General features: G+C 70.0%; 26 protein-coding genes. 7 read left to right on the top strand and 19 right to left on the bottom strand.

Annotated features, from left to right (window positions below; genetic code table 11):
* Window positions 1-3: 3 nt before the first annotated feature.
* Entirely contained in the window at window positions 4-1,041 is a 1,038-nt protein-coding gene (gene glpX, locus HDA40_RS19610) for a class II fructose-bisphosphatase (protein WP_253757955.1), read from the bottom strand.
* A 136-nt stretch (window positions 1,042-1,177) separates the two neighbouring features.
* Between glpX and HDA40_RS19605 the strand changes: the two genes are divergently transcribed.
* Window positions 1,178-1,738, top strand: coding sequence for a DUF4245 domain-containing protein (locus HDA40_RS19605; RefSeq protein ID WP_253757953.1), 561 nt, complete (start codon window positions 1,178-1,180; stop codon window positions 1,736-1,738).
* A 36-nt stretch (window positions 1,739-1,774) separates the two neighbouring features.
* Here the strand turns inward: HDA40_RS19605 and HDA40_RS19600 are convergent, their stop codons facing one another.
* Window positions 1,775-1,972 carry an exodeoxyribonuclease VII small subunit gene (locus HDA40_RS19600; protein ID WP_253757951.1) on the bottom strand — a complete coding sequence of 66 codons (198 nt, stop codon included), beginning with the start codon at window positions 1,970-1,972 and terminating at the stop codon, window positions 1,775-1,777.
* A complete protein-coding gene (gene xseA / locus HDA40_RS19595; protein WP_253757949.1) occupies window positions 1,969-3,162 on the bottom strand; it encodes an exodeoxyribonuclease VII large subunit in 1,194 nt (397 codons plus the stop codon). The genes HDA40_RS19600 and xseA overlap by 4 nt, the downstream gene beginning before the upstream one ends.
* 22 nt (window positions 3,163-3,184) lie before the next feature.
* On the opposite strand from xseA, the gene HDA40_RS19590 reads away from it, so the two are divergent.
* Window positions 3,185-4,153, top strand: a complete 969-nt coding sequence (locus HDA40_RS19590) for a 4-hydroxy-3-methylbut-2-enyl diphosphate reductase (protein WP_253757947.1) — start codon at window positions 3,185-3,187, stop codon at window positions 4,151-4,153.
* Window positions 4,154-4,243: 90 nt separating this feature from the next.
* Here the strand turns inward: HDA40_RS19590 and HDA40_RS19585 are convergent, their stop codons facing one another.
* The 6 genes from HDA40_RS19585 to HDA40_RS19560 form a co-directional block, all read right to left on the bottom strand.
* A complete protein-coding gene (locus tag HDA40_RS19585) occupies window positions 4,244-5,404 on the bottom strand; it encodes a DNA recombination protein RmuC (protein ID WP_372502893.1) in 1,161 nt (386 codons plus the stop codon).
* A gap of 153 nt (window positions 5,405-5,557) precedes the next feature.
* A complete protein-coding gene (locus HDA40_RS19580; RefSeq protein WP_253757944.1) occupies window positions 5,558-5,905 on the bottom strand; it encodes a winged helix-turn-helix domain-containing protein in 348 nt (115 codons plus the stop codon).
* Window positions 5,906-5,955: 50 nt separating this feature from the next.
* On the bottom strand, window positions 5,956-6,414 hold the full coding sequence (locus HDA40_RS19575) for a methylated-DNA--[protein]-cysteine S-methyltransferase (protein WP_253763690.1): 459 nt from the start codon (window positions 6,412-6,414) through the stop codon (window positions 5,956-5,958).
* Between the two features lie 22 nt (window positions 6,415-6,436).
* Window positions 6,437-7,801, bottom strand: a complete 1,365-nt coding sequence (locus HDA40_RS19570; RefSeq protein ID WP_253757942.1) for a DNA-3-methyladenine glycosylase 2 family protein — start codon at window positions 7,799-7,801, stop codon at window positions 6,437-6,439.
* A gap of 199 nt (window positions 7,802-8,000) precedes the next feature.
* A complete protein-coding gene (locus tag HDA40_RS19565) occupies window positions 8,001-8,672 on the bottom strand; it encodes a hypothetical protein (RefSeq protein WP_253757940.1) in 672 nt (223 codons plus the stop codon).
* A complete protein-coding gene (locus tag HDA40_RS19560) occupies window positions 8,669-9,256 on the bottom strand; it encodes an RNA polymerase sigma factor (RefSeq protein WP_253757938.1) in 588 nt (195 codons plus the stop codon). The genes HDA40_RS19565 and HDA40_RS19560 overlap by 4 nt, the downstream gene beginning before the upstream one ends.
* A gap of 240 nt (window positions 9,257-9,496) precedes the next feature.
* Here HDA40_RS19560 and ychF point away from each other — a divergent pair, with 240 nt between their 5' ends.
* From ychF to HDA40_RS19545, 3 genes are all read left to right on the top strand, one after another.
* Complete coding sequence (ychF, locus tag HDA40_RS19555; RefSeq protein WP_253757936.1) at window positions 9,497-10,582, top strand: redox-regulated ATPase YchF; 1,086 nt, start codon at window positions 9,497-9,499, stop codon at window positions 10,580-10,582.
* A gap of 19 nt (window positions 10,583-10,601) precedes the next feature.
* Window positions 10,602-11,201, top strand: coding sequence for a hypothetical protein (locus HDA40_RS19550; RefSeq protein ID WP_253757934.1), 600 nt, complete (start codon window positions 10,602-10,604; stop codon window positions 11,199-11,201).
* A gap of 119 nt (window positions 11,202-11,320) precedes the next feature.
* A complete protein-coding gene (locus tag HDA40_RS19545; RefSeq protein ID WP_253757932.1) occupies window positions 11,321-11,683 on the top strand; it encodes a hypothetical protein in 363 nt (120 codons plus the stop codon).
* On the opposite strand, the gene HDA40_RS19540 is transcribed toward HDA40_RS19545, so the two are convergent.
* Window positions 11,670-11,975, bottom strand: coding sequence for a 4a-hydroxytetrahydrobiopterin dehydratase (locus HDA40_RS19540; protein WP_253757930.1), 306 nt, complete (start codon window positions 11,973-11,975; stop codon window positions 11,670-11,672). The two genes, HDA40_RS19545 and HDA40_RS19540, sit on opposite strands and share 14 nt — an antisense overlap.
* A gap of 202 nt (window positions 11,976-12,177) precedes the next feature.
* Between HDA40_RS19540 and HDA40_RS19535 the strand changes: the two genes are divergently transcribed.
* Entirely contained in the window at window positions 12,178-12,564 is a 387-nt protein-coding gene (locus HDA40_RS19535) for a (deoxy)nucleoside triphosphate pyrophosphohydrolase (RefSeq protein WP_253757928.1), read from the top strand.
* A 120-nt stretch (window positions 12,565-12,684) separates the two neighbouring features.
* Here HDA40_RS19535 and HDA40_RS19530 read toward each other — a convergent pair whose 3' ends face one another.
* The 7 genes from HDA40_RS19530 to sdhC form a co-directional block, all read right to left on the bottom strand.
* Window positions 12,685-13,614: an ABC transporter substrate-binding protein gene (locus tag HDA40_RS19530; protein WP_253757926.1), complete on the bottom strand. Its 930-nt coding sequence runs from the start codon at window positions 13,612-13,614 to the stop codon at window positions 12,685-12,687.
* 28 nt (window positions 13,615-13,642) lie between these two features.
* Window positions 13,643-14,407 (bottom strand): ABC transporter ATP-binding protein, encoded by a 765-nt coding sequence (locus tag HDA40_RS19525; RefSeq protein WP_253757924.1) that lies wholly within the window; start codon window positions 14,405-14,407, stop codon window positions 13,643-13,645.
* Window positions 14,408-14,439: 32 nt separating this feature from the next.
* Complete coding sequence (locus HDA40_RS19520; protein ID WP_253757922.1) at window positions 14,440-15,372, bottom strand: FecCD family ABC transporter permease; 933 nt, start codon at window positions 15,370-15,372, stop codon at window positions 14,440-14,442.
* Complete coding sequence (locus HDA40_RS19515; RefSeq protein WP_253763689.1) at window positions 15,369-16,379, bottom strand: FecCD family ABC transporter permease; 1,011 nt, start codon at window positions 16,377-16,379, stop codon at window positions 15,369-15,371. Before HDA40_RS19515 ends, HDA40_RS19520 begins: the two co-directional genes overlap by 4 nt.
* A gap of 101 nt (window positions 16,380-16,480) precedes the next feature.
* Complete coding sequence (locus HDA40_RS19510; protein ID WP_253757920.1) at window positions 16,481-17,485, bottom strand: succinate dehydrogenase/fumarate reductase iron-sulfur subunit; 1,005 nt, start codon at window positions 17,483-17,485, stop codon at window positions 16,481-16,483.
* Complete coding sequence (locus HDA40_RS19505; RefSeq protein WP_372503165.1) at window positions 17,482-19,356, bottom strand: fumarate reductase/succinate dehydrogenase flavoprotein subunit; 1,875 nt, start codon at window positions 19,354-19,356, stop codon at window positions 17,482-17,484. Before HDA40_RS19505 ends, HDA40_RS19510 begins: the two co-directional genes overlap by 4 nt.
* A gap of 13 nt (window positions 19,357-19,369) precedes the next feature.
* Window positions 19,370-20,179, bottom strand: coding sequence for a succinate dehydrogenase subunit SdhC (gene sdhC, locus HDA40_RS19500; protein WP_253757918.1), 810 nt, complete (start codon window positions 20,177-20,179; stop codon window positions 19,370-19,372).
* 201 nt (window positions 20,180-20,380) lie between these two features.
* Here sdhC and dacB point away from each other — a divergent pair, with 201 nt between their 5' ends.
* A complete protein-coding gene (gene dacB, locus HDA40_RS19495; RefSeq protein WP_253757916.1) occupies window positions 20,381-21,967 on the top strand; it encodes a D-alanyl-D-alanine carboxypeptidase/D-alanyl-D-alanine endopeptidase in 1,587 nt (528 codons plus the stop codon).
* A gap of 102 nt (window positions 21,968-22,069) precedes the next feature.
* Here dacB and HDA40_RS19490 read toward each other — a convergent pair whose 3' ends face one another.
* Together HDA40_RS19490 and HDA40_RS19485 are read right to left on the bottom strand one after the other, a co-directional pair.
* On the bottom strand, window positions 22,070-23,407 hold the full coding sequence (locus HDA40_RS19490; RefSeq protein WP_253757913.1) for a TldD/PmbA family protein: 1,338 nt from the start codon (window positions 23,405-23,407) through the stop codon (window positions 22,070-22,072).
* The gene (locus tag HDA40_RS19485; protein WP_253757911.1) at window positions 23,404-24,840 is read right to left on the bottom strand and encodes a TldD/PmbA family protein; all 1,437 of its coding nucleotides are present in this window, start codon (window positions 24,838-24,840) and stop codon (window positions 23,404-23,406) included. The genes HDA40_RS19490 and HDA40_RS19485 overlap by 4 nt, the downstream gene beginning before the upstream one ends.
* Between the last annotated feature and the right edge of the window lie 85 nt (window positions 24,841-24,925).

The raw sequence follows: 24,925 nt of genomic DNA, 5'->3' as shown, positions 1-24,925 counted from the left end.
AAGTCATAGCGCACCGGGCTCCGCGTCGCCCAACGGGCGTCCGTCGAAGTCCACCACGGAGTAGAGGCTGATCTTCTCCAGCCGGTGGTACGAGTCGATGACCCGGATGGTGCCCGACTTCGACCGCATGACCAGGGACTGCGTGTACGCCGTCCCGGCGCGGTAGCGTACGCCCCGGACCAGGTCGCCCGAGGTGACGCCGGTCGCCACGAAGAAGATGTTCTCGCCCCGGACGAGGTCGTCGGTGGTCAGCACCCGATCCAGGTCGTGCCCGGCGGCCAGCGCCTTCTCCCGCTCGGCCTCGTCCCGGGGCCACAGCTTGGCCTGGATGGCCCCGCCCATGCACTTGAGCGCGCACGCGGCGGTGATGCCCTCCGGCGTACCGCCGATGCCCATCAGCACATCCACATCGGACTGATCCCGGGCGGCACTGATCGCGCCGGCGATGTCGCCGTCGCTGATGAACCGGATCCGGGCGCCGGTCTGGCGTACCTCCTCGACGAGCTGGGCGTGCCGCGGCCGGTCGAGGATGCAGACGGTGACGTCGGACAGCCCGGCCTTCTTGACCCGGGCGATCCGCCGCAGGTTCTCCGACACGCCGGCGTTGATGTCGATGACGTCGGCGCAGTCCGGGCCGACGGCGAGCTTCTCCATGTAGAAGACGGCGCTCGGGTCGAACATCGCGCCGCGCTCGGCCACCGCCAGCACGGCCAGCGCGTTCGGCATGCCCTTGCTCATCAGCGTGGTGCCGTCGATCGGGTCGACCGCCACGTCCACCTCGGGCCCGGTGCCGTCGCCGACCTGCTCGCCGTTGAACAACATCGGGGCGTTGTCCTTCTCGCCCTCGCCGATCACGACCACGCCCCGCATCGGGAGCGAGTTGATCAGCTTCCGCATGGCATCCACGGCGGCGCCGTCGCCGCCCTCCTTGTCGCCGCGGCCCACCCAGCGGCCGGCCGACATGGCGGCCGCCTCGGTGACGCGCACGAGATCCAGCGCGAGGTTCCGGTCAAGATCTTGGGGAGTACGCGTACCAGCCATGATTCGCCCTTCCTCGCGGCGCTGCGGGGTTCTTGGGAATGCTGCCATCCTCACATGTCGGCGGCGTGAACGCTCGTTCGGGCCGCACTTTGCCCATGTGTGAGCAGCGTTCGCGGGCGCTGTCATACTGGCCAGCGTGACTAGCAGCCCCGCCACCGACAGTGCGCAAGACGAGGTCACCCAGACGGCCGCCGACGCCGGCAAGCGCGTACGCCGTCCCCGGGACATGGCTCTGTCGCTGGCTGTGCTGTTCGTCCCGATCCTGCTGGTTCTCGGGGTCGGGCGCTTCCTCTACGGAGATTCCACGACCGCGACGGTCGACCCGGCGGTCGCCCTGTCCAGTGCGGCCCGGGCCAGCATGTCGCCGATTCCGCAGGGTCAGGTCCCGGACGGCTGGAAGGTGGTCAGCGCGGCCTATCGGGACGGCGTCCTGCGGCTCGGCTATCTGACCGAGGCGGACAAGGGCGTACAGCTCGTGCAGGGCAGCGGCGACGCGGCCGCCTTCGTCCGGACCGAGTTGTCCGCGTCGGCCAAGCAGGAGGGCGCGATGGAGATCGCCGGGGCCGACTGGCAGCGCTGGACCGGGCGACCGGGGGAGTCGGCGCTGGTCCGGTCGACCGGGGCGGTCACGGTGATCGTCGTCGGCCCGGTCGGCGAAGCGGATCTCGTGAAGCTCGTCACAGCCGCCCGCGCCTAGCGGTCCGTAGCGCTCCGCCTCGCCGGGCAGCCCCGCCTACTCGGCGGCGGCGCGAGCGGCGTCGAGGCGGGCCCGAGCGCCGTCCAGCCACTTCTGGCAGACCGCCGCGAGCTGCTCGCCGCGCTCCCAGAGCGACAGCGACTCCTCCAGCGTGTTACCGCCGGTCTCCAGCTTCTCCACCACGGTGGCCAGTTCGGCGCGGGCCTGCTCGTAGGAGAGGGACTCCTCAGTCATCCGCTCACCGTAACGTCCAGCGTCCCGTCGGCGAGCCGCACCCGGAGCGGGTCGCCCGGCGATGCCTCCTGAGCAGCGCGGATGACGTGCCCCTCGGGTGTCTGCAGGATCGCGTAGCCCCGGGCCAGGGTGGCTGACGGGGACAGCGCGCGCAGCCGCGCCAACGTGTGACCCAACTCGGCATCGGCCCTGGTCAGCCGATGATCGACGGTACGCCGCGCGCGTTCGACGGCGGTGGTGACCTCGTCGGCGAGCCGGTCGATCAGCGCGGTCGGCCGGGCCAGGCTGGGCCGTGACCGCACGGCGTCGAGCCGATGCTGCTCCCGGTCGATCCGGTTGCGGACGGCCCGGTCGAGCCGGCCCAGCGTCACGTTGAGCCCGCGCTGCTCCTCGGACAGGTCCGGCACGACTCGCTTGGCCGCGTCGGTCGGCGTCGACGCCCGGACGTCCGCGACGTAGTCCACCAGCGGAGTGTCGGGCTCGTGGCCGATCGCCGAGATCACCGGCGTCCGGCAGGCGAACACCGCCCGGCACAACGCCTCGTCGGAGAAGGGCAGCAGGTCCTCGAACGAGCCGCCGCCCCGGGCCAGGATGATCACGTCCACCGAGTCGTCCCGGTCCAGCGCCTGTAGCGCGCCCACGATGTCGGTGACCGCGTTGACGCCCTGCACCGCCACGCTGACCACGCGGAAGTCGATCGCCGGCCAGCGGCGCTGGGCGTTGGTCAGCACGTCTCGCTCGGCCGCGCTGCCCCGGCCGGTGATCAGGCCGACCCGCTGCGGGAGGAACGGCGGGCGGCGTTTGCGCCGGGGATCGAACAGCCCCTCGGCCTCCAGCAGTTTGCGCAGCTGCTCGATCCGCGCCTTCAACTCGCCCTCGCCGACCTGGCGGATCTCGTCGGCACGCAGGGACAGGGTGCCGCGCGTCGCGTACCACTCAGGCTTGGCGTGGACGACCACCCGGGCGCCGTCGGTGAGCGCCGGGGCGACCACATCCCGCGGGGCTGTCACCGTAAGGCTGATATCCGCGGACGAATCGCGCAGGGTGAGAAAGACGGTGCTCATTCCCGGACGCCGCCCGATCTGGGCGATTTGTCCGTCTATCCAGAGCCAGCCGAGGCGTCCGATCCACTGGCCGATGTTGTGGCTCACCTTACGTACCGGCCACGGTTCCTCAGGGCTGCTCGTCACGGGCACAGCCTAAGATGGTCGGGTGACAACTCCTCGCAAGCGCGTCCTTCTGGCCAAGCCCCGCGGCTACTGCGCGGGGGTCGACCGCGCGGTCCAGACCGTCGAGCGCGCGCTCGAGACCTACGGGGCGCCCATCTACGTCCGCAAGCAGATCGTGCACAACAAGCACGTCGTCAGCGAGTTGGAGAAGCGCGGCGCGATCTTCGTCGAGGAGAACGAGGAGGTCCCCGAGGGGGCCACCGTGATCTTCTCGGCTCACGGCGTCGCCCCGGTCGTCTACGAGGAGGCCAAGGAGCGCAACCTCCGCGCGATCGACGCGACCTGCCCGCTGGTCACCAAGGTGCACCACGAGGCCCGCCGGTTCGCCGCCGACGACTACGACATCCTGCTCATCGGCCACGAGGGGCACGAGGAGGTCATCGGCACCTCGGGCGAGGCCCCCCAGCACATCCAGCTGGTGGACGGCCCCGACGGCGTCGACAAGGTGACCGTCCGGGACCCGAGCAAGGTCGTCTGGCTGTCGCAGACCACCCTCAGCGTCGACGAGACCCTGGAGACGGTCGCCCGGCTCAAGCAGAAGCTCCCGCTGCTCCAGTCGCCGCCCAGTGACGACATCTGCTACGCCACGCAGAACCGGCAGCAGGTCGTGAAGCAGATCGCGGCCGAGTGCGACGTCGTGATCGTCGTCGGCTCGCGCAACTCCTCCAACTCCGTCCGCCTCGTCGAGGTGGCCGTGGACGCCGGCGCCCGCGCCGGGTACCTGGTCGACTTCGCGCACGAGATCCAGGACGAGTGGCTGGAGGGCGCGACCACGGTCGGCCTCTCGTCCGGGGCCAGCGTCCCGGAGGACCTCGTCACCGACGTCATCTCGCACCTGGCCGCCCGCGGGTTCGATCAGCTCGAGGAGATCCTCGCCGCCGAGGAGCGGCTGGTCTTCTCGCTGCCGCAGGAGCTCAAGCGCGACATGAAGGCCGCCGCCGCCCAGCGCTGACGATCCTGCTCCGCGCGATCATGAACTGTCGGCCGTGATCGACCGGCGTGTCGTGTCCACCCGGCCCTGATCGTTCCCAGGCGACCCTGATCACTCCGTGCGCCCGGGGGCGTCGTCGGGGAGGGTGACCAACTCGGGCGCTTGGAGCTGCCGGGGCGCGAGTTCGACGACGGCGATCTCCGGCAGCGGCGTGTCCGCGACGCCCAGCTCGGCGAGCTGCCGCGCGGTCACGAGTGTCTGCCGCTCCAGCGAGCCGACGGTCGCGTTGAACGCGTCCACCGACCCCTTGAGCGAGTTGCCCAGCCGGGTCAGGTGATTGCCGAGCGTACCGAGCCGGTTGTAGAGGCGCTTGGCGAGTTCCTGCACCTTCACGGCGTCCCGGGCCAGCGCCTCCGACCGCCACGAGTACGCGATCGTCCGCAGCATCGCGACGAGGGTCGCCGGGGTGGCGAGCACGATGTCGCGGCTGAATGCGTACTCCAGCAGGGTCGGATCGCGTTGCAGGGCGGCGTCGAGGAACGGGTCGGCCGGGACGAACAGCACGACGAACTCCGGGGTCTGCACGAACGCCTTCCAGTACCCCTTGGCCGACAGCGCGTCCACATGAGACCGAAGCGCACGGGCGTGGGCGTCGAGGTAGGTGTCGCGCTGGCGGGCGTCGCGCGCCTCCATCGCCGTCAGGTACGAGTCGAACGGAGCCTTGCTGTCGACCACCACTGATCGTCCACCATGGAGGCTGACGACCAGGTCGGGCCGTACCACGCCGTCATCGGTGGTGCTGGTGACCTGCTCGGCGAAGTCGCAGTGCTCCAGCATCCCGGCCGCCTCGACGATCCGGCGCAGCTGATGCTCGCCCCACCGGCCGCGTACCTGGGGCGCCCGCAGGGCTGCGACCAGCTGCGACGTCTCCGACCGCAGCTTGGTCGAGACGTCGGAGACCAGCTGCAACTCGGTCCGCAGGGAGGCGTACGCGTCGACCCGGTCCTTCTCCAGCAGCGCGACCTGCTCCTCGTAGCGGCGCAACGTCTCATGCAACGGCGCGACCGCGCGCGAGACCGCCTCGTGGGACTGCAAGGTCGCCTCGTAGGTCAGCGCTTTCAACGACTGTTCCAGTCGCGCTTCGCCGGCCTGGGTCGCGTCGAGGGTGGCGCGCAGAGTCGCGATCTCGGTCACCGCCCGGCCCTTCGCCGCCAGCCACCCCAGGGCGCCACCAGCCAGCAGACAGATCAGGGCGAGCGCGACGGTCTCCACGATCGGCAGGATAGCTCCGGCATGCGCGCGGCCCGCGCAATTGTGGCGGGCCGCGCGATTCATTCAGGGGTGTCCGCGAGCGAGGCGTCAGCCCTCGCCGGCCGCAGTCGGTCGGCGATCTGCCGAAAGCAAAGCGAGCCGCGGCAAGCCGCGCTACCGGACGTGGGTGATGCGCACCCGGTCCGTGTCGTCGAGCCGGTACCCGAACCCGTGGACGGTGGCGATCGTCGGGCCGAACCCGGCCAGCTTCACGCGGACGCGCCGGACGTGCACGTCGACCGTGCGCTCGCCGCTGAACTCGTGGCCCCAGACCGACCGGAGCAGTTGCAGGCGGGTGAAGCAGATCCCGGCGTGCTCGGTCAGGAAGAGCAGCAGGTCGAACTCGCGGCGGGTGAACCGGATCGGCACGCCCAGCAGGGTCGCGGTGCGAGCGTCGACGTTGAGCTCGAGTTCGGTCGTGATGGCGGCGGTGGCCTCCGGAGGGGCGACGAGTGTGCTCATGCGGCTCAGCCTAACCCTATTATTCCTACCTGTCTAGTAGGACATCTCGCTTACTTCTGTTCGTGCTGCAGTAGTTCCCGCTTCACATCCAGCCCCCAGAGGTAGCCGCCGAGGCTGCCGTCGGTCCGCAGGATGCGGTGACACGGCACGAAGAGCGCGGCCGCATTGGTCGCGCAGGCGCTCGCCGCCGCCCGGATCGCCCGGGGGTTGCCGGACAGCTCAGCGAACCGCGTGTACGTGATCGGGTCGTGCACTTCCCGGAGGACTTTCCAGGCTTGGCTGCGGAACGGCGAACCGATCTGGCGTACCTGGATCTCGTCGATCGCGGCGACATCCCCGGCGAAGTACGCGTCGACCGCCGCCCGGATCGGGTCGGGATCCGGCCGGTACATCCCATGCAGCGACGGATGCACGTTGCGGCGCAGGGTGCCTTCGTCGGTGGTGAAGCCCGACGCCAGCACGACCGGGCCGTCGGCGAGCACCGAGAACGGGCCGAGCGGAGTGTCCATTGTGAGCACTTGCAGAACCTTCCTAGAGAGCGGCCCGCCACAGGCGCAGCTGGGCATAGGAGCGCCACGGCCGCCAGCGTTCGGCGTACGCCGTCAGCTCGTCGGGCGCGGTCGGCAGGCCGAGCGCGGCGGCGCCGTGCCGGGTGCCGAGATCCGTCGAGAGCAGCACATCGGGGTCGCCGAGCGCCCGCATCAGGACGTAGTCGGCGGTCCACGGGCCGATCCCGGGTAGTGCCAGCAACGCCGCCCGGGCCTCGTCCCGATCGGCGCCGAGGGACAGGTCGATCTCCGCCCGGGCCAGCGCCCGCAACGTCTCCCGGCGACGGACGGGCATCGCGAACGCCTCGTCCGGCAGCTCGGCCAGCTCCGCCGGACTGGGGAACAGCCCGTCCCGGCAGAGCTTGGCGAGCACCGTCCGGGCCCCGGCGACGCTGATCTGCTGCCCGACGACGGCCCGGACGGCCGCTTCGAAGCCGTCGACCGCCCGCGGTACGCGAACCCCTGGGAAAGCCTGGATCTGCGCGGCGAAGGCGGGGTCGGCGGCGAGCGCGGTGTCGATGGCGTCCGGGTCGGCGTCGAGGTCGAGCAGGCGGCGTAGCCGGGCCACGGCGGGGGCCAGGTCGCGAGCGTCCGCAAGGCGGAGCATGGCCGCGACGTGCCCCTCGGCCGGCTGGACCGCGACCTCGGCGCGACCGTGCGGCAGCCGGAGATTGCGCCGGTAGACGGTTCCGTCATAGGTCTCGACCCCGGTCACCGCACGGTCGCCGAGGAAGCGCAGCAGCCCGGCGACGTCCATCGGCGGCCGATACGCCAGCTTCAGCCGGATCTCCCCGGACAGCATCCGGGTCGGGCGGCGCAACTGCGACGGCGGGCAGCCGTAGACCTCGTGCATCGTCTCGTTGAACTGGCGCACACTGCCGAACCCGGCGGCGAACGCGATCTCGGCGAGCCCGAGCGCGGTCGACTCGATGAGCGTCCGCGCCGTCTGCGCCCGCTGCGTGCGAGCCAGCGCGAGCGGCCCCGCGCCGAGTTCACCGGTCAGCAGCCGGTGCAACTGCCGCTCCGAATAGCCGAGCCTGGACGCCAACCCCGGTACGCCCTCCCGGTCCACCACGCCGTCGGCGATCAGCCGGATGCTGCGGGCGGTGACGTCCGCCCGGAGGTCCCAGCGGGCCGAACCCGGCACGGCGTCGGGCAGGCACCGGCGGCAGGCCCGGAACCCGGCCTTCGTCGCCGCGGCCGGGCTGGGGAAGAAACGCACGTTCTGGGGTTTCGGCGTACGCGCGGGGCAGCTCGGACGGCAGAAGATGCCGGTCGAAGTCACCCCGAACCAGAAGTCCCCGTCGAACCGGCGATCCCGCCCGGCGATGACGCGATAAAGGTCCACGCGTCGAGTCTGCCCCAGGCGTACGACACTCGGCTGGCGGGATTCGGACGCCGTTCGCAGCCCGGGACTCGGACCCCCTTCGGCGGCGTGGGAGGGGGCAGTCGGGACGCGTCCGCGACATCAGCGGTGGGATCACACGCCGTTCGGGGGTGCGGCGGTGGGACATCGCGGACGCGGCCCGGCTGCGTTCAGGAGGGGCTCATCTCCCTCGGTCTCCGCCGGGCGGCATCCACTGCCCGCCCGGGCCGTCCGGCGCACTGGACTGGGTGGGCACGCCGGGCGTCTGCGACGGCGGCGGCGCCTGCTGACCGCTCGGCCGGTCCGACGGCGACGACGGCCACATCGACCGCTCCGGCCCGCCCCACGGCGACCGTGAGGGCGTCGGATGCGGCGTCGGCCAGCCCGTCGCCTGGGGGCGGGGCGAGCCGGTGGGGCTTTCGGCGTATCGCTGGCAGAAAGTCTCGACCCGGTCGGCGCCGGCCTGGTCCACGAGCTGGCGGAACTCGGGCCGGTCGAGGGCATCGTGGCGGGCCTCGCGCGACAGGCCCAGCCAGCGACGGCATTGCGTCGGAAGATCGAAGGTGCGGCGGTTGGGCGCCGTGCCGCCCGTAGGGTGCTCGGCGTGCGCGGCGATGTTGAAGCCGAACCGCTGCGGCAGCGCGCCGGCCGTGGCGGCCACCGCGACGCCGCTCGTCGCGAGAACGGCCGCGCAGATCACGCCGACGCGACGGACCGCGCGGCGGCGCGCATGGGTACGGCGACGCTCGCGGAAGGCCTCGACCGCGGCCTCCTCGCCGGCCCGCTCGCCGTCATGCGCGGGCGCGTGGGCGGCCGCCAGGACTGCGGCCAGACGCTCGGTGGGAGTGCTCATCTCACCTCATCCAGCGTCACCGGGGCCAGAGCCGTTACATCCCCGTCGTCCAGTCGCTCCCGCAGGGTGCGCAATCCCCGATGTGTGGCAGTACGCACAGCGCCTGGGCGTTTGCGCATGATGTTCCCGGTCGCGGCGGCGTCGAAGCCGAACAGGACACGCAGAATGATCGCCTCCGCCTGCTCCCGCGGCAGCGTCGCGATCAACTCGATCGCCTGATACGTCGTGATCCGGTCCACCGCGCTCACCGCCGTGTCGGCCGGGTCAGCCACCCCGACGAACTCCGTCACCGGCAACGGCACCGCCGGCCTTCGCTGCTGCCGTCGCAGCAGGTCAAGCGCCCGATTCCGGGCGATGGTGACCGCCCAGCCGCGGAAATCGGACCAGCCGCCCCGAAACCGGTCGAGATCCCTGACGATCTGCAGCCACGCCTCGGCCGAGACGTCCTCGGCCTCCGCACCCACCAAAGTGGTCAGATAACGGAGCAGATCCGGCTGCAATGCCCGATAGACCAACCGGAACGCCGCCTCGTCGCCCTCGCGCGCCGAGCGCAGGACGTCGTCGTACCCGACTGGGTCGTCCACGGAACGCTCCTCGGCACAGTGCTGCACATCGCACCAGCGCTGGCGGCGCTGCGAGCGTTACTGCTACCGCCCCAACCTCAACGTTCCCTCACTCTGTCCCCTCCCTGCGCGCCGGCTCCTGTCCGCGCGATCATGAACTAGCGGTCGTGATCGACCGGCGTGGCGTGTCCGCGGCACCCTGATCGACTCCGTGGCGGCATGATCGACTTCTGCTGGTCGGGGTGCCCGTACACTTGCCGGGTGAGTCTCACCATCGGCATCGTCGGCCTGCCCAACGTCGGCAAGAGCACCCTTTTCAACGCGCTCACCAGCAACGACGTGCTCGCCGCGAACTATCCGTTCGCGACCATCGAGCCCAACGTCGGCGTGGTCGGCCTGCCCGACGCCCGGCTGGACCGGCTGTCGGAGATCTTCGACTCACAGCGCATCGTCCCCGCCCCGGTCTCCTTCGTCGACATCGCCGGCCTCGTCCGGGGTGCGTCCAAGGGACAAGGCCGTGGCAACGCGTTCCTCGCCAACATCCGCGACGCGAGCGCGATCTGCCAGGTCGTCCGCGCCTTCAGCGACCCGAATGTCGTCCACGTCGACGGCAAGGTCTCGCCGCGCGACGACATCGAGACGATCAACACCGAGCTGATCCTCGCTGACCTCGGGACCGTCGAGAAGGCGTTGCCGCGGCTGGAGAAGGAAGCCAAGACGCGCAAGGAGCGGGCCGGGGCGTACGCCGCCGCCAAGGCCGCCCACGAACTGCTCAACGGCGGCACCACGATCTTCGAAGGCGCGGCCAAGGCCGGGATCGACGTCGACGAGCTGCAGGACCTGCACCTGCTCACGGCCAAGCCGTTCCTCTACGTCTTCAACGTCGACGAAGCCGAACTGGCCAACGAGGCGTTCCTCGACGAGCTGCGGGCACTGGTCGCCCCCGCCGAGGCGGTCTTCATGGACGCCAAGATCGAATCCGAGCTGATCGGCCTCGACGACGCGGAGAAGCGCGAGCTGCTCTCCGCGATCGGCCAGGACGAGCCCGGCCTCAACCAGCTCATCCGGGTCGGCTTCCGGACCCTCGGCCTGCAGACCTACCTGACCGCCGGCCCGAAGGAATCCCGCGCCTGGACCGTCCCGATCGGGGCGACGGCACCCGAGGCGGCCGGCGTGATCCACACCGACTTCCAGCGCGGCTTCATCAAGGCCGAGGTCGTCTCCTTCACCGACCTCGACGCGGCGGGCTCGATGGCCGCGGCGAAGGCAGCCGGCAAGGTACGCATCGAGGGCAAGGAGTACGTCATGGCGGACGGAGACGTCGTGGAGTTCAGGTTCAACGTCTGAGTGGTCCGAAGGCACTCCCGTGGCTGACTACATGCCCCAGATCATCACTGCCCTAGGCGCGCTCACTGGCTCACTCGGAGGCGTTGCGCTGACGCAGCGGCACCAACGCCAGATGGTGCGGTTGGAGCGCGCCGAGAAGCGCCGAGCAGAGCTGAGAACCCACATCGTTGAGTTCCTGACCAACGCCGATGAGTGGGCTTCCCACATGGAAATCACCATCGTCGTCATGTGGAAGGCCACCGACCGGGACATTGTCGAGCTGAGCAACAGCGAGACCGCCAGGCGAGCGGGGGAACTCCGGTTCGGGGTCACCAAGGAGCTGAAGCATCTGGTTGGGCTCGTTGGCGACCAGCACCTCCAGCAGGCCGTCACAGTCTTCCATGATCTATGGCTCAGCGTGCCCGACCAGATGATGGGTCCTGTCACAGATAGGAATCGCAAGTCCGATCCCGACGCCGTGACAGAGGCTTTGAAGTACCTCGGCCGGCTTCGCCGAGCGACGACCGAGGTCCGGAACTCGGCGTTGCCTCTGCTTCGGGTCTCCATCGAGGACCCACAACCGATTCGGTGGTGGCAGATCCGACAATGGCGGGTGGCGCGGCGCGCACGGCCTCGCTGATCGCGTTCGTCAGTGTGGCGCTTAGCGGACCGAGCAACATCGACGCCTTCTTCGGCGGGGGCGAACTCGCGTGTCCGGTACAGTTCCCCGGCAACGTCCGAGTGGGCCACACTGACCGCATGACGGGCTCGTGGGCGGAGGCCCTGGAACGAGCGAGGGAAAGTGACGCATACGCGGAGGGGCGCTGGCCTAGCTGCGAGGGTGCGGTGCACGCCGCGTACGCGACTGCGTTCGCTCGCTTTCACCCGTTCTGGAGCATGCTGCGGCTGTGCTTCTCGACCGAGCCGATTCCCGGCGGCGAGATCGTGCCCGTCTCGATCGGCTGCGTAGGCGGGCCGCCGCAGTACTTGACCTGGTGGGGTCATCCTTACGAGTGGCCTGCGGAGAAGGCGCTGCTGACGGAGTCCGCGACGGAGGCTGCCGAAGTGGCCGCGCTGCTGGCCGCCGTCTGGGCGGACCAGCGCGAGGCTAGCGGTTCGTGATCTCGCCGTACGCCGCCTCGATCCGGGCGGCCAACGAGACTTCGTTCGGGGTGAGCGGGCCGCCGTCGGGCGTACAGAGCTGGATCTGGGTGTGCCCGTCGAGACGCCTGACCTGTGCGCGAACTTCGGCCGCGTCCGCGTATACCGTGATGTGCTCGGCGAGTTCACGGTGTTGCGAGTCGTCGAGGGTGAGCGTGCGACGCAACCCGCGCAGGTCTCGTGTCCAGCCCGTGAGCTGTGACAAGGCATCGGTCAGGTAGTCGGTCTGGTCCCGCCGCCAGACTGCTCCCATGGGCCCCCACCTCCAGGCGTCGTTGCCGGCTTGTGGCCATCTCGTCGCCCCGTTGTAATGAATGGTCACCCACAGTCTTCCCAGAAACGCGTCGCTGTGTCCACGGCCACATTTCCGACTTCCGGCCTGCTAAGGGACAAGATGAGTACCCCGAACGGCCATTTCTTCTGGCACTCTGTCCGCCGTGGCAGTGGATCACCCCATGAGGATCATCGTCGGCGCCGCGATCATCGAGGACGGGCGCGTGCTCGCGTGCGAGCGTTCGGACCCGCCGGAGACGGCCGGCCGATGGGAGTTTCCGGGCGGCAAGGTCGAGCCGGGCGAGGCCGAGATCGACGCGCTGGTCCGGGAGTGCGAGGAGGAGCTCGGCGTACGCGTCCGGGTCGGTGAGCGGGTCGGCGGGGACGTTCCGATGGCCAACGGCCGGTCGGTGTTGCGCGTCTACACCGCGGTGCTGCTGGACGGCGACCGGCCGCAGGCGCTGGAGCACGCGCAGTTGCGTTGGCTGGCCGTCGACGAGCTGGGCGAGGTGCCCTGGCTGCCCGCCGACGCGCCGATCGTCGCCGCCCTCCCGACCTTCCTCACCTAACCCTCCCCCTCCCCTGCGGCCCCAACCGAAACGCCCCGTTGATCATGGAGTTTTCACCCTCGACACTCCGTCGAGACAGCAGTCAACTCCATGATCAACGGGGAAAGGGGTGGGGGAGGGTTAGGCGGAGAGGTGGGTGGCGAGGTCGTCGAGGATCTTGTTCGCGGCGGTCACCCCGATGCCCGTCATCCAGACCTCGTCCTTGACCACGTACGCCTTGCCGGCCTTCACCGCCGACAGCCCCTGCCACAGGGGTCCGGCGCTGACCGTCGCCTGCTGCTGAGCGGCCTTCTCGCCGTACGCCGCGACGAAGATGACGTCCCCGTCGAGGAGGTTCAGCTTCTCCGCGCTGACGGCGACGAAGCGCTTGTCTTCCTTGTCGGCGAGCAGCTGGAACTCGGGGCGGCCCAGGCCGGTGTCGCCGACGACGATGCCGGAGAACGAGGTCGGGCCGTACGCGCGCAGGGCGTCGGGCAGGAAGCGCGCGATCGACACCTTGATCTTCGACGGGTCGCCGAGCTTGGTGCCGACCTCCTTGGCCCGCTTCTCGTACGCCTCGAGCGCGGTGGTCGCCTCGGCCTTGTGTCCGAGGGCGTCGCCGTCGAGGAGGAAGTTCTCCTTCCAGGTCGAGCCGACCTGGGCGGTGAACACGGTCGGGGCGATCGCGGTCAGCTCGTCGTAGTACTTCTCCTGGCGGAACTTCGAGCCCAGGATCAGGTCGGGCTTCAGCGACGCGATCTTCTCGAGGTTCGGCTCCTGCAGCGTGCCGACCTCGGTGATGCCGCTGAGCTTGTCCTCGCCGAAGTAGGTCGGCCAGGACTTCGCCTCGCCGGCGACGGCCGCGCCGACCGGGGTCACGCCGAGGGTGAGCGCCGTGTCGATCTTGTCGGTGTCGAGGACCACCACGCGCTTCGGCGTGATCGGGATCTTCGTGGTACCCATCGCGTGGGTGATCTCACGCGTGGCGTCGCCCGGGGCGGACGGCGAGGACGAGCAACCGGCGACGGCGAGCCCGGCTACGAGCGCCAACGTGACCAAACGGCGATGCATGACAAGACTGCCTTTCTGACGAACGAAACTACAGAGGGACGACCAGCGGAGCCCCGCTGACCGGGCAGGGCACGACCACACAGTCCATGCCGAAGACGCGGGCGACCAGGTCGGCGTCGATCACGTCGCGCGGCGTACCGGCTTCGACGATCTGACCGTCCCGCATCGCGATGACATGGTCGGCGTACCGGGCGGCCTGGTTGAGGTCGTGGAGGACGGCGACCACCGTCTTCCCCTCGTCGCGCAGGCGGCCGAGCAGCGTGAGGATCTCCAGCTGGTGGGCCGGGTCCAGGTAGGTGGTGGGCTCGTCGAGCAGCAGGATCGGGGTCTGCTGGGCCAGCGTCATCGCGATCCAGACGCGCTGCCGCTGCCCGCCCGACAGCGCGGCCACCGGCCGGTCGGCCAGCTCCGCGACGTCCGCGCTGCGCATGGCGGTCGCGACGGCCTCGGTGTCGTCGACCGTCCACTGGCGATACCAGCGCTGGTACGGCGACCGGCCGCGGCCGACCAGCTCGGCCACGGTCACGCCCTCGGGCACCAACGGAGTCTGCGGGAGCACGGCCATCCGGGTCGCGACATGCCGCGGTGACTGTTCATCAACGGGTACGCCGTCCAGCCGGACCGTCCCACCGCGCGGTTTGAGCAGGCGCGCCAGCGACCGCAGCAGGGTGGACTTGCCGCAGGCGTTCGGCCCGATGATCACCGTGAACCGGCCCTCGGGGACGGTGACGTCGAGGCCGGCGAGCACGTCGCGGGCCTCGTACCCGACGGTCAGGCCGTCAGCGGAGAGCATGCCTCCTCCTTCGGGTCGTGGAACGGGTGAGCCTAGGCACGGCGGGCTCGCAGGAGCAGGAAGATCAGGAACGGGCCGCCGATGGCCGCCGTGACCACGCCGACGGGCAGCTGAGTCGGCGCCAGGACCCGGCGGGCGACGAGGTCGGCCACGACCACCAGGGCCGCCCCGATCACCGCCGCGAGCGCGATCGGCGGCCGCTCGGTACGCGCGATCCGCTGAGCCGTCTGCGGGGCGACCAGGGCCACGAAGTCGACCGCGCCGACGGTGGCCGTCGCGAGCGCCGCCATGACTACGCCGAGCGCACCCACGCCGGCGCGTACGCCGACCGGACGGGCGCCCAGCCCACGCGCGGTGTCGTCGTCGAGCGCCGAGGTACGCAGAGCCCAGGCTGCCATCGCGAGCAGGGGCAGCGCCACGACCAGGGTGATCGCCAGCGGCGTCGCCTCGGCCCAGCCGAGCCCGTTCACCGAGCCGAGCAGCCAGATCTGCGCCCGCTGGGCGTCGATCGCGTCCGCCGTGGTGAGGGTGACCTCGATGCCGGCCCGGAGCGCGAAGGCGATCGCGACGCCGCCGAGGACGAAGCGGTTCGCGGTGAACCCGCTGCGGGCGCCGAGCAGGAACGCGACCGCGGCGGCGAGGAGGCCGCCCGCGAGGGCGGTCGGCGCGACGAAGGCGTACGGGAGGCCCGCGGTCACGGCGATCACCGCGGCGAGCCCGGCGCCCTGTGTCACGCCGATGACGTCCGGGCTGGCCAGGGCGTTCCGGGTGACCGACTGGATGAGGGCGCCGCCGACGCCGAAGAGCGCGCCGGAGACCGCTGCCAACGCGGTCCGCGGCAGCCGCAGGTCCAGCGCGAGCGACCAGGGCAGGTCCGCCTCCCCGACGGAGACGCTGAGCGCCATCGCGCCCGCGAGGACGACCGCCGCGACGGCCAGCCAGCCCGCGTACCGGAGTCGTCTCATGCCGCGACCAGCCGGTTCCGCCGCGTCAACGCGATGAGTAGGGGAGCGCCGACCAATGCCGTCAGGACGCCCGCCGGGACCTCGCCGGGCGGCGCGATGACCCGGCCGACCGTGTCTGCCACCAGCACCAGTACGCCGCCCATGAGCGCCGACAGCGGCAGTAGCAACGCGTGCGAGGTGCCCGTCTTGAGCCGAGCCGAGAGCGCACGAGCGGCGTGGGGCACCGCCAACCCGACGAACGCGATCGGCCCCGCCAGTGCCACCGCGGCCCCGGTGAGGGTCACCGCGGCGATCGCGGCCGATGTGCGTACAAGTGCGATTCGATGACCGAGACCCACCGCGACCTCGTCGCCGAGCGCGAGACCGTCGAGCCCGCGGGCCGCCGCGATGGCGCTGACCAGCCCGAGCAGGAGGATCGGCGCGGCCTGGACCACCAGGTCGAGGCCGCGGCCGGACAGCGAGCCGACCGCCCAGAAGCGGAACTGGTCGAAGGTACGCGTGGACGTGCTGAGCAGCGTGTAGATGACCGCGCCGAGGCAGGCGTCGACGGCCGCGCCGGTGAGCGCGAGGGTGATCGGGCTGCTGGCGCCGGTGCCGAGCCGGAGTCCGAGGGTGAAGACGATCGCGCCGGCGGCGAGCGCGCCGAGCAGCGCGAACCAGATCCAGCCGGCGAGAGTGCCGATGCCGAAGACCGCGATGGCGAGCACGACGCCGGTGGACGCGCCGGCCGAGATGCCGAGGATGCGCGGCTCGGCGAGCGGGTTGCGGGTGAGCGCCTGCATGACGAGCCCGGCTACGGCGAGCGCCGGTCCGACCGCGAGCCCGACGACGGTACGCGGAATGCGCAGGTCGTGGACGATGACGGCGGTCTCGGAACCGTCGGGATGGAACAGTGCGCTGAGGACGTCGCCGAGCGGGATGGGGCGGGCCCCGATCGCCAGGCTGGCCGCGACGGCGAGCACCAGCAGTGCCGCCGCGCCGAGCAGTAGCCCGATTCGCCTCCCCATCACGAGTGGGGAGCCTAACTAAGGCAAGCCTTACCTCGCAAATCGCTGGGACGGTTGTGACAACCGTCCCAGCGATGGGTCAACGCGAGACCTGAGCCAGATCAGTGCTTCTGCTCGGGGTGGTAGTAGTTGAGCTTGGTCGGGTCGACCGGGAACTCCACGTCGTCACCGAACGGCGAATTGGCGCCGACCCGGTCCGACAGCAGCTCGTTGAGGGGCAGGTGGCCCTTCTCGTCCACATCCGCGCCCATCGGCGGGGTCAGCTCCCGGTGCCAGTTGATCGGGGCGGTCCCGTCGGGCTGCGGCGTGGGGTGCGCCGGGTGCAAGGTTGTCACCGCTACTGCCTCCTGCTCTAGCTGATCTCTCCGAAGGATCTTGCGACCCAGTCGGACCAGCGGATCGTACCGCCGGTCGACGACGCGCTCCTTCATGGGGATGATCGCGTTGTCAGTGATCTTGATGTGCTCCGGGCAGACCTCGGTGCAGCACTTGGTGATGTTGCAGTAGCCCAGACCCTGTTCCTTCTGGGCGTACTCCTTGCGGTCGGTACGCGCGTCGAGCGGGTGCATGTCCAGCTCGGCCGCCCGGATGAAGAACCGCGGCCCGCTGAACGCGGCCTTGTTATCCTCATGGTCCCGCACGACGTGGCAGGTGTTCTGGCAAAGGAAGCATTCGATGCACTTGCGGAACTCCTGCGAGCGGTCGACGTCGACCTGCTGCATCCGGTAGTCGCCTGGGGCCACGTCCTTGGGCGGGGCGAACGCCGGGGTCTCCCGCGCCTTGATGTAGTTGAAGGTGACGTCGGTGACCAGGTCGCGAATGACCGGGAAGGTCCGCAGCGGCGTGATCGTGACGGTCTCGTCCTCCTCGAACGTCGACATCCGCGTCATGCACGCGAGCCGCGGCATACCGTCGATCTCCATCGAGCAGGAGCCGCACTTGCCCGCCTTGCAGTTCCACCGGCAGGCCAGGTCCGGTTCCTGGGTGGCCTGCAGCCGGTGGATGACGTCGAGGACGACCTCGCCCTCGTTCACGTCGACGTCGTAGTTGACGAGCTGGCCGCCGGCCGAGTCGCCACGCCACACCTTGAACTGCCTGACAGTCATGCGAGCTCTTCCTCCGTCATGTACTTGGACAGCTCGGACTGCTCGAAGAGGGCGAGCAGCTCCGGGCGCATCGTCGGGACCGGCTGGTGGACCAGGTCGACGTCGCCGGACGCGGCCACGGAGCAGACCAGGTTGATCTGCCGCCACTTCGGGTCCATCTTCGGGAAGTCCTCCCGGGTGTGCCCGCCGCGCGACTCCTCCCGCTCCAGCGCCGCCTTGGCGGTGCACTCCGAGACGAGCAGCATGTTGCGCAGGTCGAGGGCGAGGTGCCAGCCGGGGTTGTACTTGCGGCCGCCGGTCGCGCCCACCTTGGCCACCCGCTCGCGCAGCTCGGCGAGCCGGCCCAGCGACTCCTGCAGCTCGCCCTGCCGCCGGATGATGCCGACCAGGTCGCCCATCACCTGCTGCAGCTCGTGGTGCAGGGAGTAGGGGTTCTCGCCGCCCTCGCGCTGCAAGGGCGCCAAGGCCGCGTCTACCGCGGCTTCGAGATCGGCCGGCTTGACCGCGGGGCGCTTGCTCAAGTCACCCGTGTACGCGGCCGCGTACTCCCCGGCTCGTTTGCCGAAGACGAGGAGGTCGGACAGGGAGTTGCCGCCGAGACGGTTCGAGCCGTGCATACCGCCGGACACCTCGCCCGCGGCGTACAGGCCGGCGACCCTGGTGGCCTGGGTGTCCGGGTCGACCTCGACGCCGCCCATCACGTAATGGCAGGTCGGGCCGACCTCCATCGGCTCCTTGGTGATGTCGACATCGGCCAGCTCCTTGAACTGGTGGTACATCGACGGGAGCTTCTTCAGGATCGACGCCGCCGGGAGCCGGGAGGCGATGTCCAGGTAGACGCCGCCCGCCTTAGTGCCACGGCCGGCCTTCACCTCGGAGTTGATCGCCCGGGCCACCTCGTCGCGGGGCAGCAGCTCCGGCGGGCGCCGGTTGTTGTCCGGGTCGGTGTACCAGCGGTCGGCCTCCTCGGGCGTCTCCGCGTACTGCTTGCGGAAGACGTCGGGGACGTAGTCGAACATGAACCGCTTGCCGTCGTTGTTCTTCAGGATGCCGCCGTCACCGCGGACCGACTCGGTGACCAGGATGCCCTTGACGGACGGCGGCCACACCATGCCGGTCGGGTGGAACTGGAGGAACTCCATGTTGATCAGCGTCGCGCCGGTCCGCAGCGCCAGGGCGTGCCCGTCGCCGGTGTACTCCCAGGAGTTGCTGGTGACCTTGTAGGACTTGCCGACACCACCGGTCGCCAGCACGATCGCGGGCGCCTCGAAGAGGACGAAGCCGCCGGTCTCGCGGTAGTAGCCGAACGCGCCGGCCACCCGGGCGGTGCCGTCGGAGTCGTCGAGCAGCAGCTCGGTGACGGTGGTCTCGGCGAAGACCCGGATACGGGCGTCGTAGTCGCCGAACTCCTTCTTGTCCTCCTGCTGGAGCGACACGATCTTCTGCTGCAGCGTCCGGATCAGCTCGAGGCCGGTGCGGTCGCCGACGTGGGCCAGCCGCGGGTACTCGTGACCGCCGAAGTTGCGCTGGCTGATCTTGCCGTCCTTGGTGCGGTCGAACAGCGCGCCGTAGGTCTCCAGCTCCCAGATCCGCTCCGGCGCCTCCTTGGCGTGCAGCTCGGCCATCCGGAAGTTGTTGAGGAACTTGCCGCCCCGCATCGTGTCGCGGAAGTGGACCATCCAGTTGTCGTTGCTGTTGACGTTGCCCATGGCCGCGGCGGCGCCGCCCTCGGCCATGACCGTGTGCGCCTTGCCGAACAGCGACTTGGAGATGATCGCGGTCTTCTTGCCCGCCAGGCGGGCCTCGATCGCGGCGCGCAGACCGGCGCCACCGGCGCCGATCACGACGACGTCGTACTGGTGCTTCTCGATGTTTTCCACGATGTCACCCAATGAATCGCAGGTCGTTGAACCAGCCGGCGGAGACGGCCATGACGTAGAAGTCGGTGATCGCCAGCGTGGCGAGGGTCGTCCAGGCCAGGCCCATGTGGCGGGTGTTCAGCTTCGAGACGAAGGTCCAGAAGCGATACCGGAGCGGATGCTGCGAGAAGTGCTTGAGCCGCCCGCCGACGATGTGCCGGCACGAGTGGCACGACAGCGTGTACGCCCACAGGCACAGCACGTTGATCCACAGGATGATGTTGCCCAGGCCCAGGCCGAAACCGCCCGGCGAGTGCATCGCCTTGATCGCGTCCCAGGTGTTGATGAGCGAGATCAGTCCGGCGGCGTAGAAGGCGTACCGGTGGAGGTTCTGGAAGATCAGCGGGAAGCGCGTCTCGCCGGAGTAGGTCTTGTGACCGTCCGGGACGGCGCACGCCGGCGGCGACATCCAGAAGCTCCGGTAGTACGCCTTGCGGTAGTAGTAGCACGTCAGCCGGAACAGCAGCAGGAACGGCAGGCTGAACGCGGCGTCGGGGATGATCCACCAGTTCGGCAGGATCGCGCCGAATTCGGCGGCCCCGGCGTCGGCACACCGGTCGGTGACGCAGGGTGAGTAGAACGGGGTGAGGTAGTGATAGTTCTCCACCCAGAAGTACTTGTGCATGAAGACGCGCACGGTCGCGTACGCCACCCACGCGGTCAGGCCGATCACGGTCAGCAGCGGTGCGATCCACCACTTGTCCGTGCGCAACGTCTTGGCGTCGATCGCCGCGCGCGGGCGCGCACCGATCGGCCTCGTTGCCGTCGTTGTCATTTGTCGCTCCAGCAGTCTTTCCCGGATGTACTGACTGAACTTCTGGCGGCTCGGCCGAGAGGCTCCCCGGCGGGCGCAGCTCTAGTGAACGTGGCTTAGGTTACGCCCGAGAAGTGGATATTGGTGGGAGAGGCACGGGTCCAGATCGCACGCCTTCTGAACCTCTTGTGTGAAAAGAAGTTTCACGTCAGCATGAGCCGCATGTTACGACGTCACATTGCCACCCCCCTCGCTGTGGTGCTGCTGGCGGGCGTGCTCGCCGGTGGAGCCGCAACCGCCGAGCCCACCACCGATCCGGCACTGTCGCAATTGGTGCAGCGGCTCGACTCGATCCTCGCCGACGCACGTCTCAACGGCAGCTTCGCCGCCACCGTCGTGCGCGACGCGCAGACCGGGGAAACCTTGTACAACCGGATGGGCGACAAGCGGCTGCTGCCCGCTTCGAACACCAAGTTCCTGACGTCGACCGCCGCGATGGACATCCTCGGCGCGGACTACCGGTTCACCACCGACGTCCTCTCGCCCGGCAAGCGTGCGGGCGCGGTCCTGCTCGGCGACGTCTACCTGCGCGGCAACGGCGACCCGACGTCGCTGGCGGCCGACTACGACAAGCTCGCGGCCGACATCGCCGCCAGCGGCGTCAAAGTGGTCGCCGGCGACCTGGTCGCCGACGACACCTACTTCGACGACGTACGCCTCGGCACCGGCTGGGCCGCCGACGACGAGTACTCCTATTACTCCCAGCAGGCGTCGGCGCTGACGATCGCGCCCGACACCGACTACGACAACGGCAACGTGGTCATCACGGTCTCGCCGGGCGCCAAGGCCGGTGACAAGCCGGTCGTGACGGTGACGCCGCCGACCGACTACGTGACGATCGTGAACAACGGCTCCACCGTGGCCGGCGGCGGCACCGACACCCTCGGCGTGTCCCGCGAGCACGGCAACAACAACATCGTCATCGACGGCAACATCCCGGTCGGCGGCTCGGACACCGTCGAGTGGATCGCCGTCTGGGAGCCGACCGGGCTCGCCGCGTCGGTCTTCCGGGCCGCGTTGAAGGCGCACGGGATCAACGTCCTCGGGCGTACGCGGTTGGGCGTCGCGACCCCGTCGTCGGCTTCCGTGCTCGCTGCGCACCAGTCGATGACGCTCGCCGAGCTGATGGTGCCGTTCCTGAAGCTGTCGAACAACGGCCACGCCGAGGCGCTGACCAAGGCGATCGGGCAGAAGGTGTCGGGCAAGGGCACCTGGTCGGCCGGACTCGCCGCGATCAAGTCCTTTGTGGTCTCGCAGGGCATGGACGGCGCGACGTTCCGGCAGTCCGACGGCTCCGGCCTGACCCGGTGGGACATGATCCCGGCGTACGAGCTGACCGATCTGCTCGTCGCGGTCCGGTCGAAGCCCTGGTACGCGACCTGGTACAACGCGTTGCCGATCGCCGGGAACGCCGACCGCTTCACCGGCGGCACCCTCCGCAGCCGCATGCGCAACACGCCGGCGGCGAACAACGTGCACGCCAAGACGGGCAGCCTTACCGGCGTCAGCGCGCTCTCCGGCTACGTGACCACGGCCGACGGTCGCCAGCTGGTGTTCTCCGTGATCGAGAACAACTACCTCGCCTCGACGGTGAAGCCGATCGAGGACTCGATCGCGATCGCCCTGGCGTCCTGGAACAGCACCTCGGCCGCCGCCGCCCGGCTCGCGCCCGCAACGTCGTCCGACTCCTCCGCCGACGACACCCCGGCCGACCTCGAGTGTTCCTGGCTCAAGCCGGTCCTCTGCTGAGCCCGCTCCATGAGAAGCAGATCAGGGATATGCAGCCTTCCGGGAGTACGGAAGGGATGCATATCCCTGATCTGCTGCTCAAGATGGGATGAGGCGGGTGGGTCAGCCGGAGGCGGTGCCGGTGAAGTTCCAGGAAGCGAGCCGCAGCGCCGGGCCGGTCCACGACCCGAGCCCCCACCGCGAGGGCTGGGCGACCGCGGTGTCCCCGACGCCCAGCACCCGGCCCGGGGCGAGCGCCTGCGGATAGGCCTGGGTGAACCGGAAGTTCTGCACCGGCGTACCGATCTCGCCGTCCTCGATCAGCCACACCCCGTTGCGGGTGAGCCCGGTCAGCGTCATCTGGCGCGGGTCCAAGACCCGGGTGTACCAGAAGTCGGTGACCAGCAGCCCTCGGCGTACGCCCCGGATCAGGTCCGGCAGCGGCGTCGAGCCGGGGGAGAGGACCAGGTTCTCCGTCATCGGGCCCCAGCCGCCTTCGCTGAAGTGCCCGGTGCTGGCCGCTTCAGCCTTCGCCGCCGTACGCCGATCGTGGGCGACCGCCGCCGTGACACCGGCGTCCACCAGACTCAATACGCCCCGCGGCGTGCCTTCGGCGTCGTAGGGCTGGCCGATGTTGCCGGGCGTGACGGGGTCGTCGGTGAGCGTGATCGCCGGGTCGAACTGCGCCTCGCCGAGCCGGGCGAAGGACCGGCCCTCGTTGTGCTGCTTTCCGTTGAATCCGTAGAACGCGAAGTTCGTCAGGATGTCAGCGACCGCCTCCGGCATCAGCACGACCTCGTACTCGCCGGCCGGGAGTTCGATCGCCGAAGCGAGCGTGCGCGCGTTGCGGCCGACCCGGTCGCCGAGCGCCGCTCCGTCCAGGTCGGACATGCGCGTCGACGAGATCCGGGCGGCCGAGTCGGCGCCGTCGTTCCGGGCGATCCCGTCGAAGTCGGCCGAGGTCGCCTCGCCTTCGACGAAGTGCCCGGCCGAGTTCGCGTACGCCCCGGTCCAGTGTTTGGTGCGGCAGTAGCCGGCGGTCTCCAGGCCACCGGCGGCCCGGACGAACGCCTGCACGACCCCGGCGCGGTCGTCGGGTGTGGCGGCCAGGACGGACTGGTCGACGGTGCCCGTCCCGGCGAGCGACGCCGGCGGCACGAGACCGGGCCAGGCGGCGTCGAGCGGGGCGAGCCGGGTCGCGCCGACCGTCCGCTCGACCAGCGCCCGGAGTCCGGCGTCGTCGGTCAGCGTCGTCGACGCGACGGTGGTACGCCCGTCGACGTGGACGGTCAGCGTCACCGAGGTCGTCTCATCGGCGACGTTCTGGTGGATGAAGGAGGTCGCGAACCGGGTCAGCCACTGTTCGGTGCGGTCGGCCGAGACGGCTGCCTCGGCGGTCGGCGCCGCTGTGCGTACCAGATCGAGAACCTGGTGGGCGAGATCAGCGAGAGAGGAGCTCATGCCTTGACCCCCACGCGGACGTTCTGGAATCGGGCCGGCGCCGCCGGGTGCCCGGTGTGGCCGATCTGGCCGGGTTGTCCCTTGCCGCAGTTGGGCGTGCCCCAGGCGACGGTCTCGTTGGAGAGCATGTCCATCGACTGCCAGAACCGCGGGCCGATGCCGGTGTAGGTCGGGTTGCGCAGCATCCGGCCGAGCTTGCCGTTCTTCACCTCGTAGCCGATCTCGCAGCCGAACTGGAAGTTGAGCCGCCTGTCGTCGATCGACCACGACCGGTTGAAGTCCATGAGGATGCCGTCGTCGGTGGCGGCGATGATCTCCTCCAGCGTGTGCGGGCCGGGTTCGAGGCCGACGTTGGTCATCCGGACCATGGGCAGCCGCGCCCAGCCGTCGGACCGGACGCTGCCGCCATAGTCCAGCCCGGCGACAGCCGCGGAGTCCCGGCCGGCCAGGACGCCGACCCACCGGCCGTCCCGGACGGCATCGCGCGCCTGCGCCGGGGTGCCCTCGTCGTCGAAGCCGAACGAGCCCAGCGCACCCGGGATCGTCGGGTCGATCGTGATGTTCATCAGCTCGGAGCCGTACCGCAGCGAGCCGAGCTTGCTCAGGTCCAGCCAGGACGTGCCGGCGAAGGCCGCCTCCCAGCCCAGGATCCGGTCCAGCTCGATGGCGTGCCCGACCGACTCGTGGATCTGCAGGCACATCTGCTCGCCGCCGAGGATCAGCGTGGTCTCGCCGGCCGGGCAGACCGGGGCGGTGAGCAGTGCTCGCGCCTCCTCCGCGATCCGGGCCGCGTGCGCGGTCAGGTCCAGCTCCCGGACCAGTTCCCAGCCGCGGGTCCCGTACTGGCCGCGGTAGGAGGGGTAGGACCGGCGCTGGGTCTCGTGCTCGCCCACGACGGTGGCGGAGATGCCGCCGCCGCACTCGCGGATGTGCTGGTCGATCCGGTGGCCCTCGCTGGACACGAACCACTTGCGCGTGTCCCAAGCCTGGTACAGGCCCTCCGCCAGGTCCGCGCCGTGCTCGACCATCAGGCGGGTCGCCGTGGTCAGCAACTCGCCCTTCTCCCCCAGGGGTACGCCCAACGGGTCGACTTCGCAGGCGGACGCCCACGAGGCGGTGGTGGCCGGCGACCGGACGAGGTCCAGCGGCGGCCCGGGGACCTGTGTGCTGGCGGCCGCGATCCGGGCGGCGGTCTGCCCGGCGAGGCGGGCCCCGGCGGTGCTCAGGTCGGGCACCGCGTAGAAGCCCCAACCGCTCCCTACCAGAGCGCGTACCCCGATGCCTGCGTCTTCTTGCTGCGTGAGATCCTCTATCTCGCCGTTGCGCGCGTTCATGGATTCCGTGCGTCGGTGCATCACACGGGCGTCCGCGTATCGGGCACCGGCGTCGAGGGCGGCTTGTACTGCCACGGTGGCGACGTCGAAATGCGACATGTGCCGACCCTACAAGCCCGTTTCCCCGCTTTTGCGTACTCCCTGATCTTGGACGGAAGTCTTCCTGTGTTTCACAGAGGTAACA

Source organism: Hamadaea flava, assembly GCF_024172085.1.
Lineage (GTDB): Bacteria > Actinomycetota > Actinomycetes > Mycobacteriales > Micromonosporaceae > Hamadaea > Hamadaea flava.
Note: the sequence above shows the minus strand (reverse complement) of the source record. Positions and strands in the feature narration are given on the sequence as shown.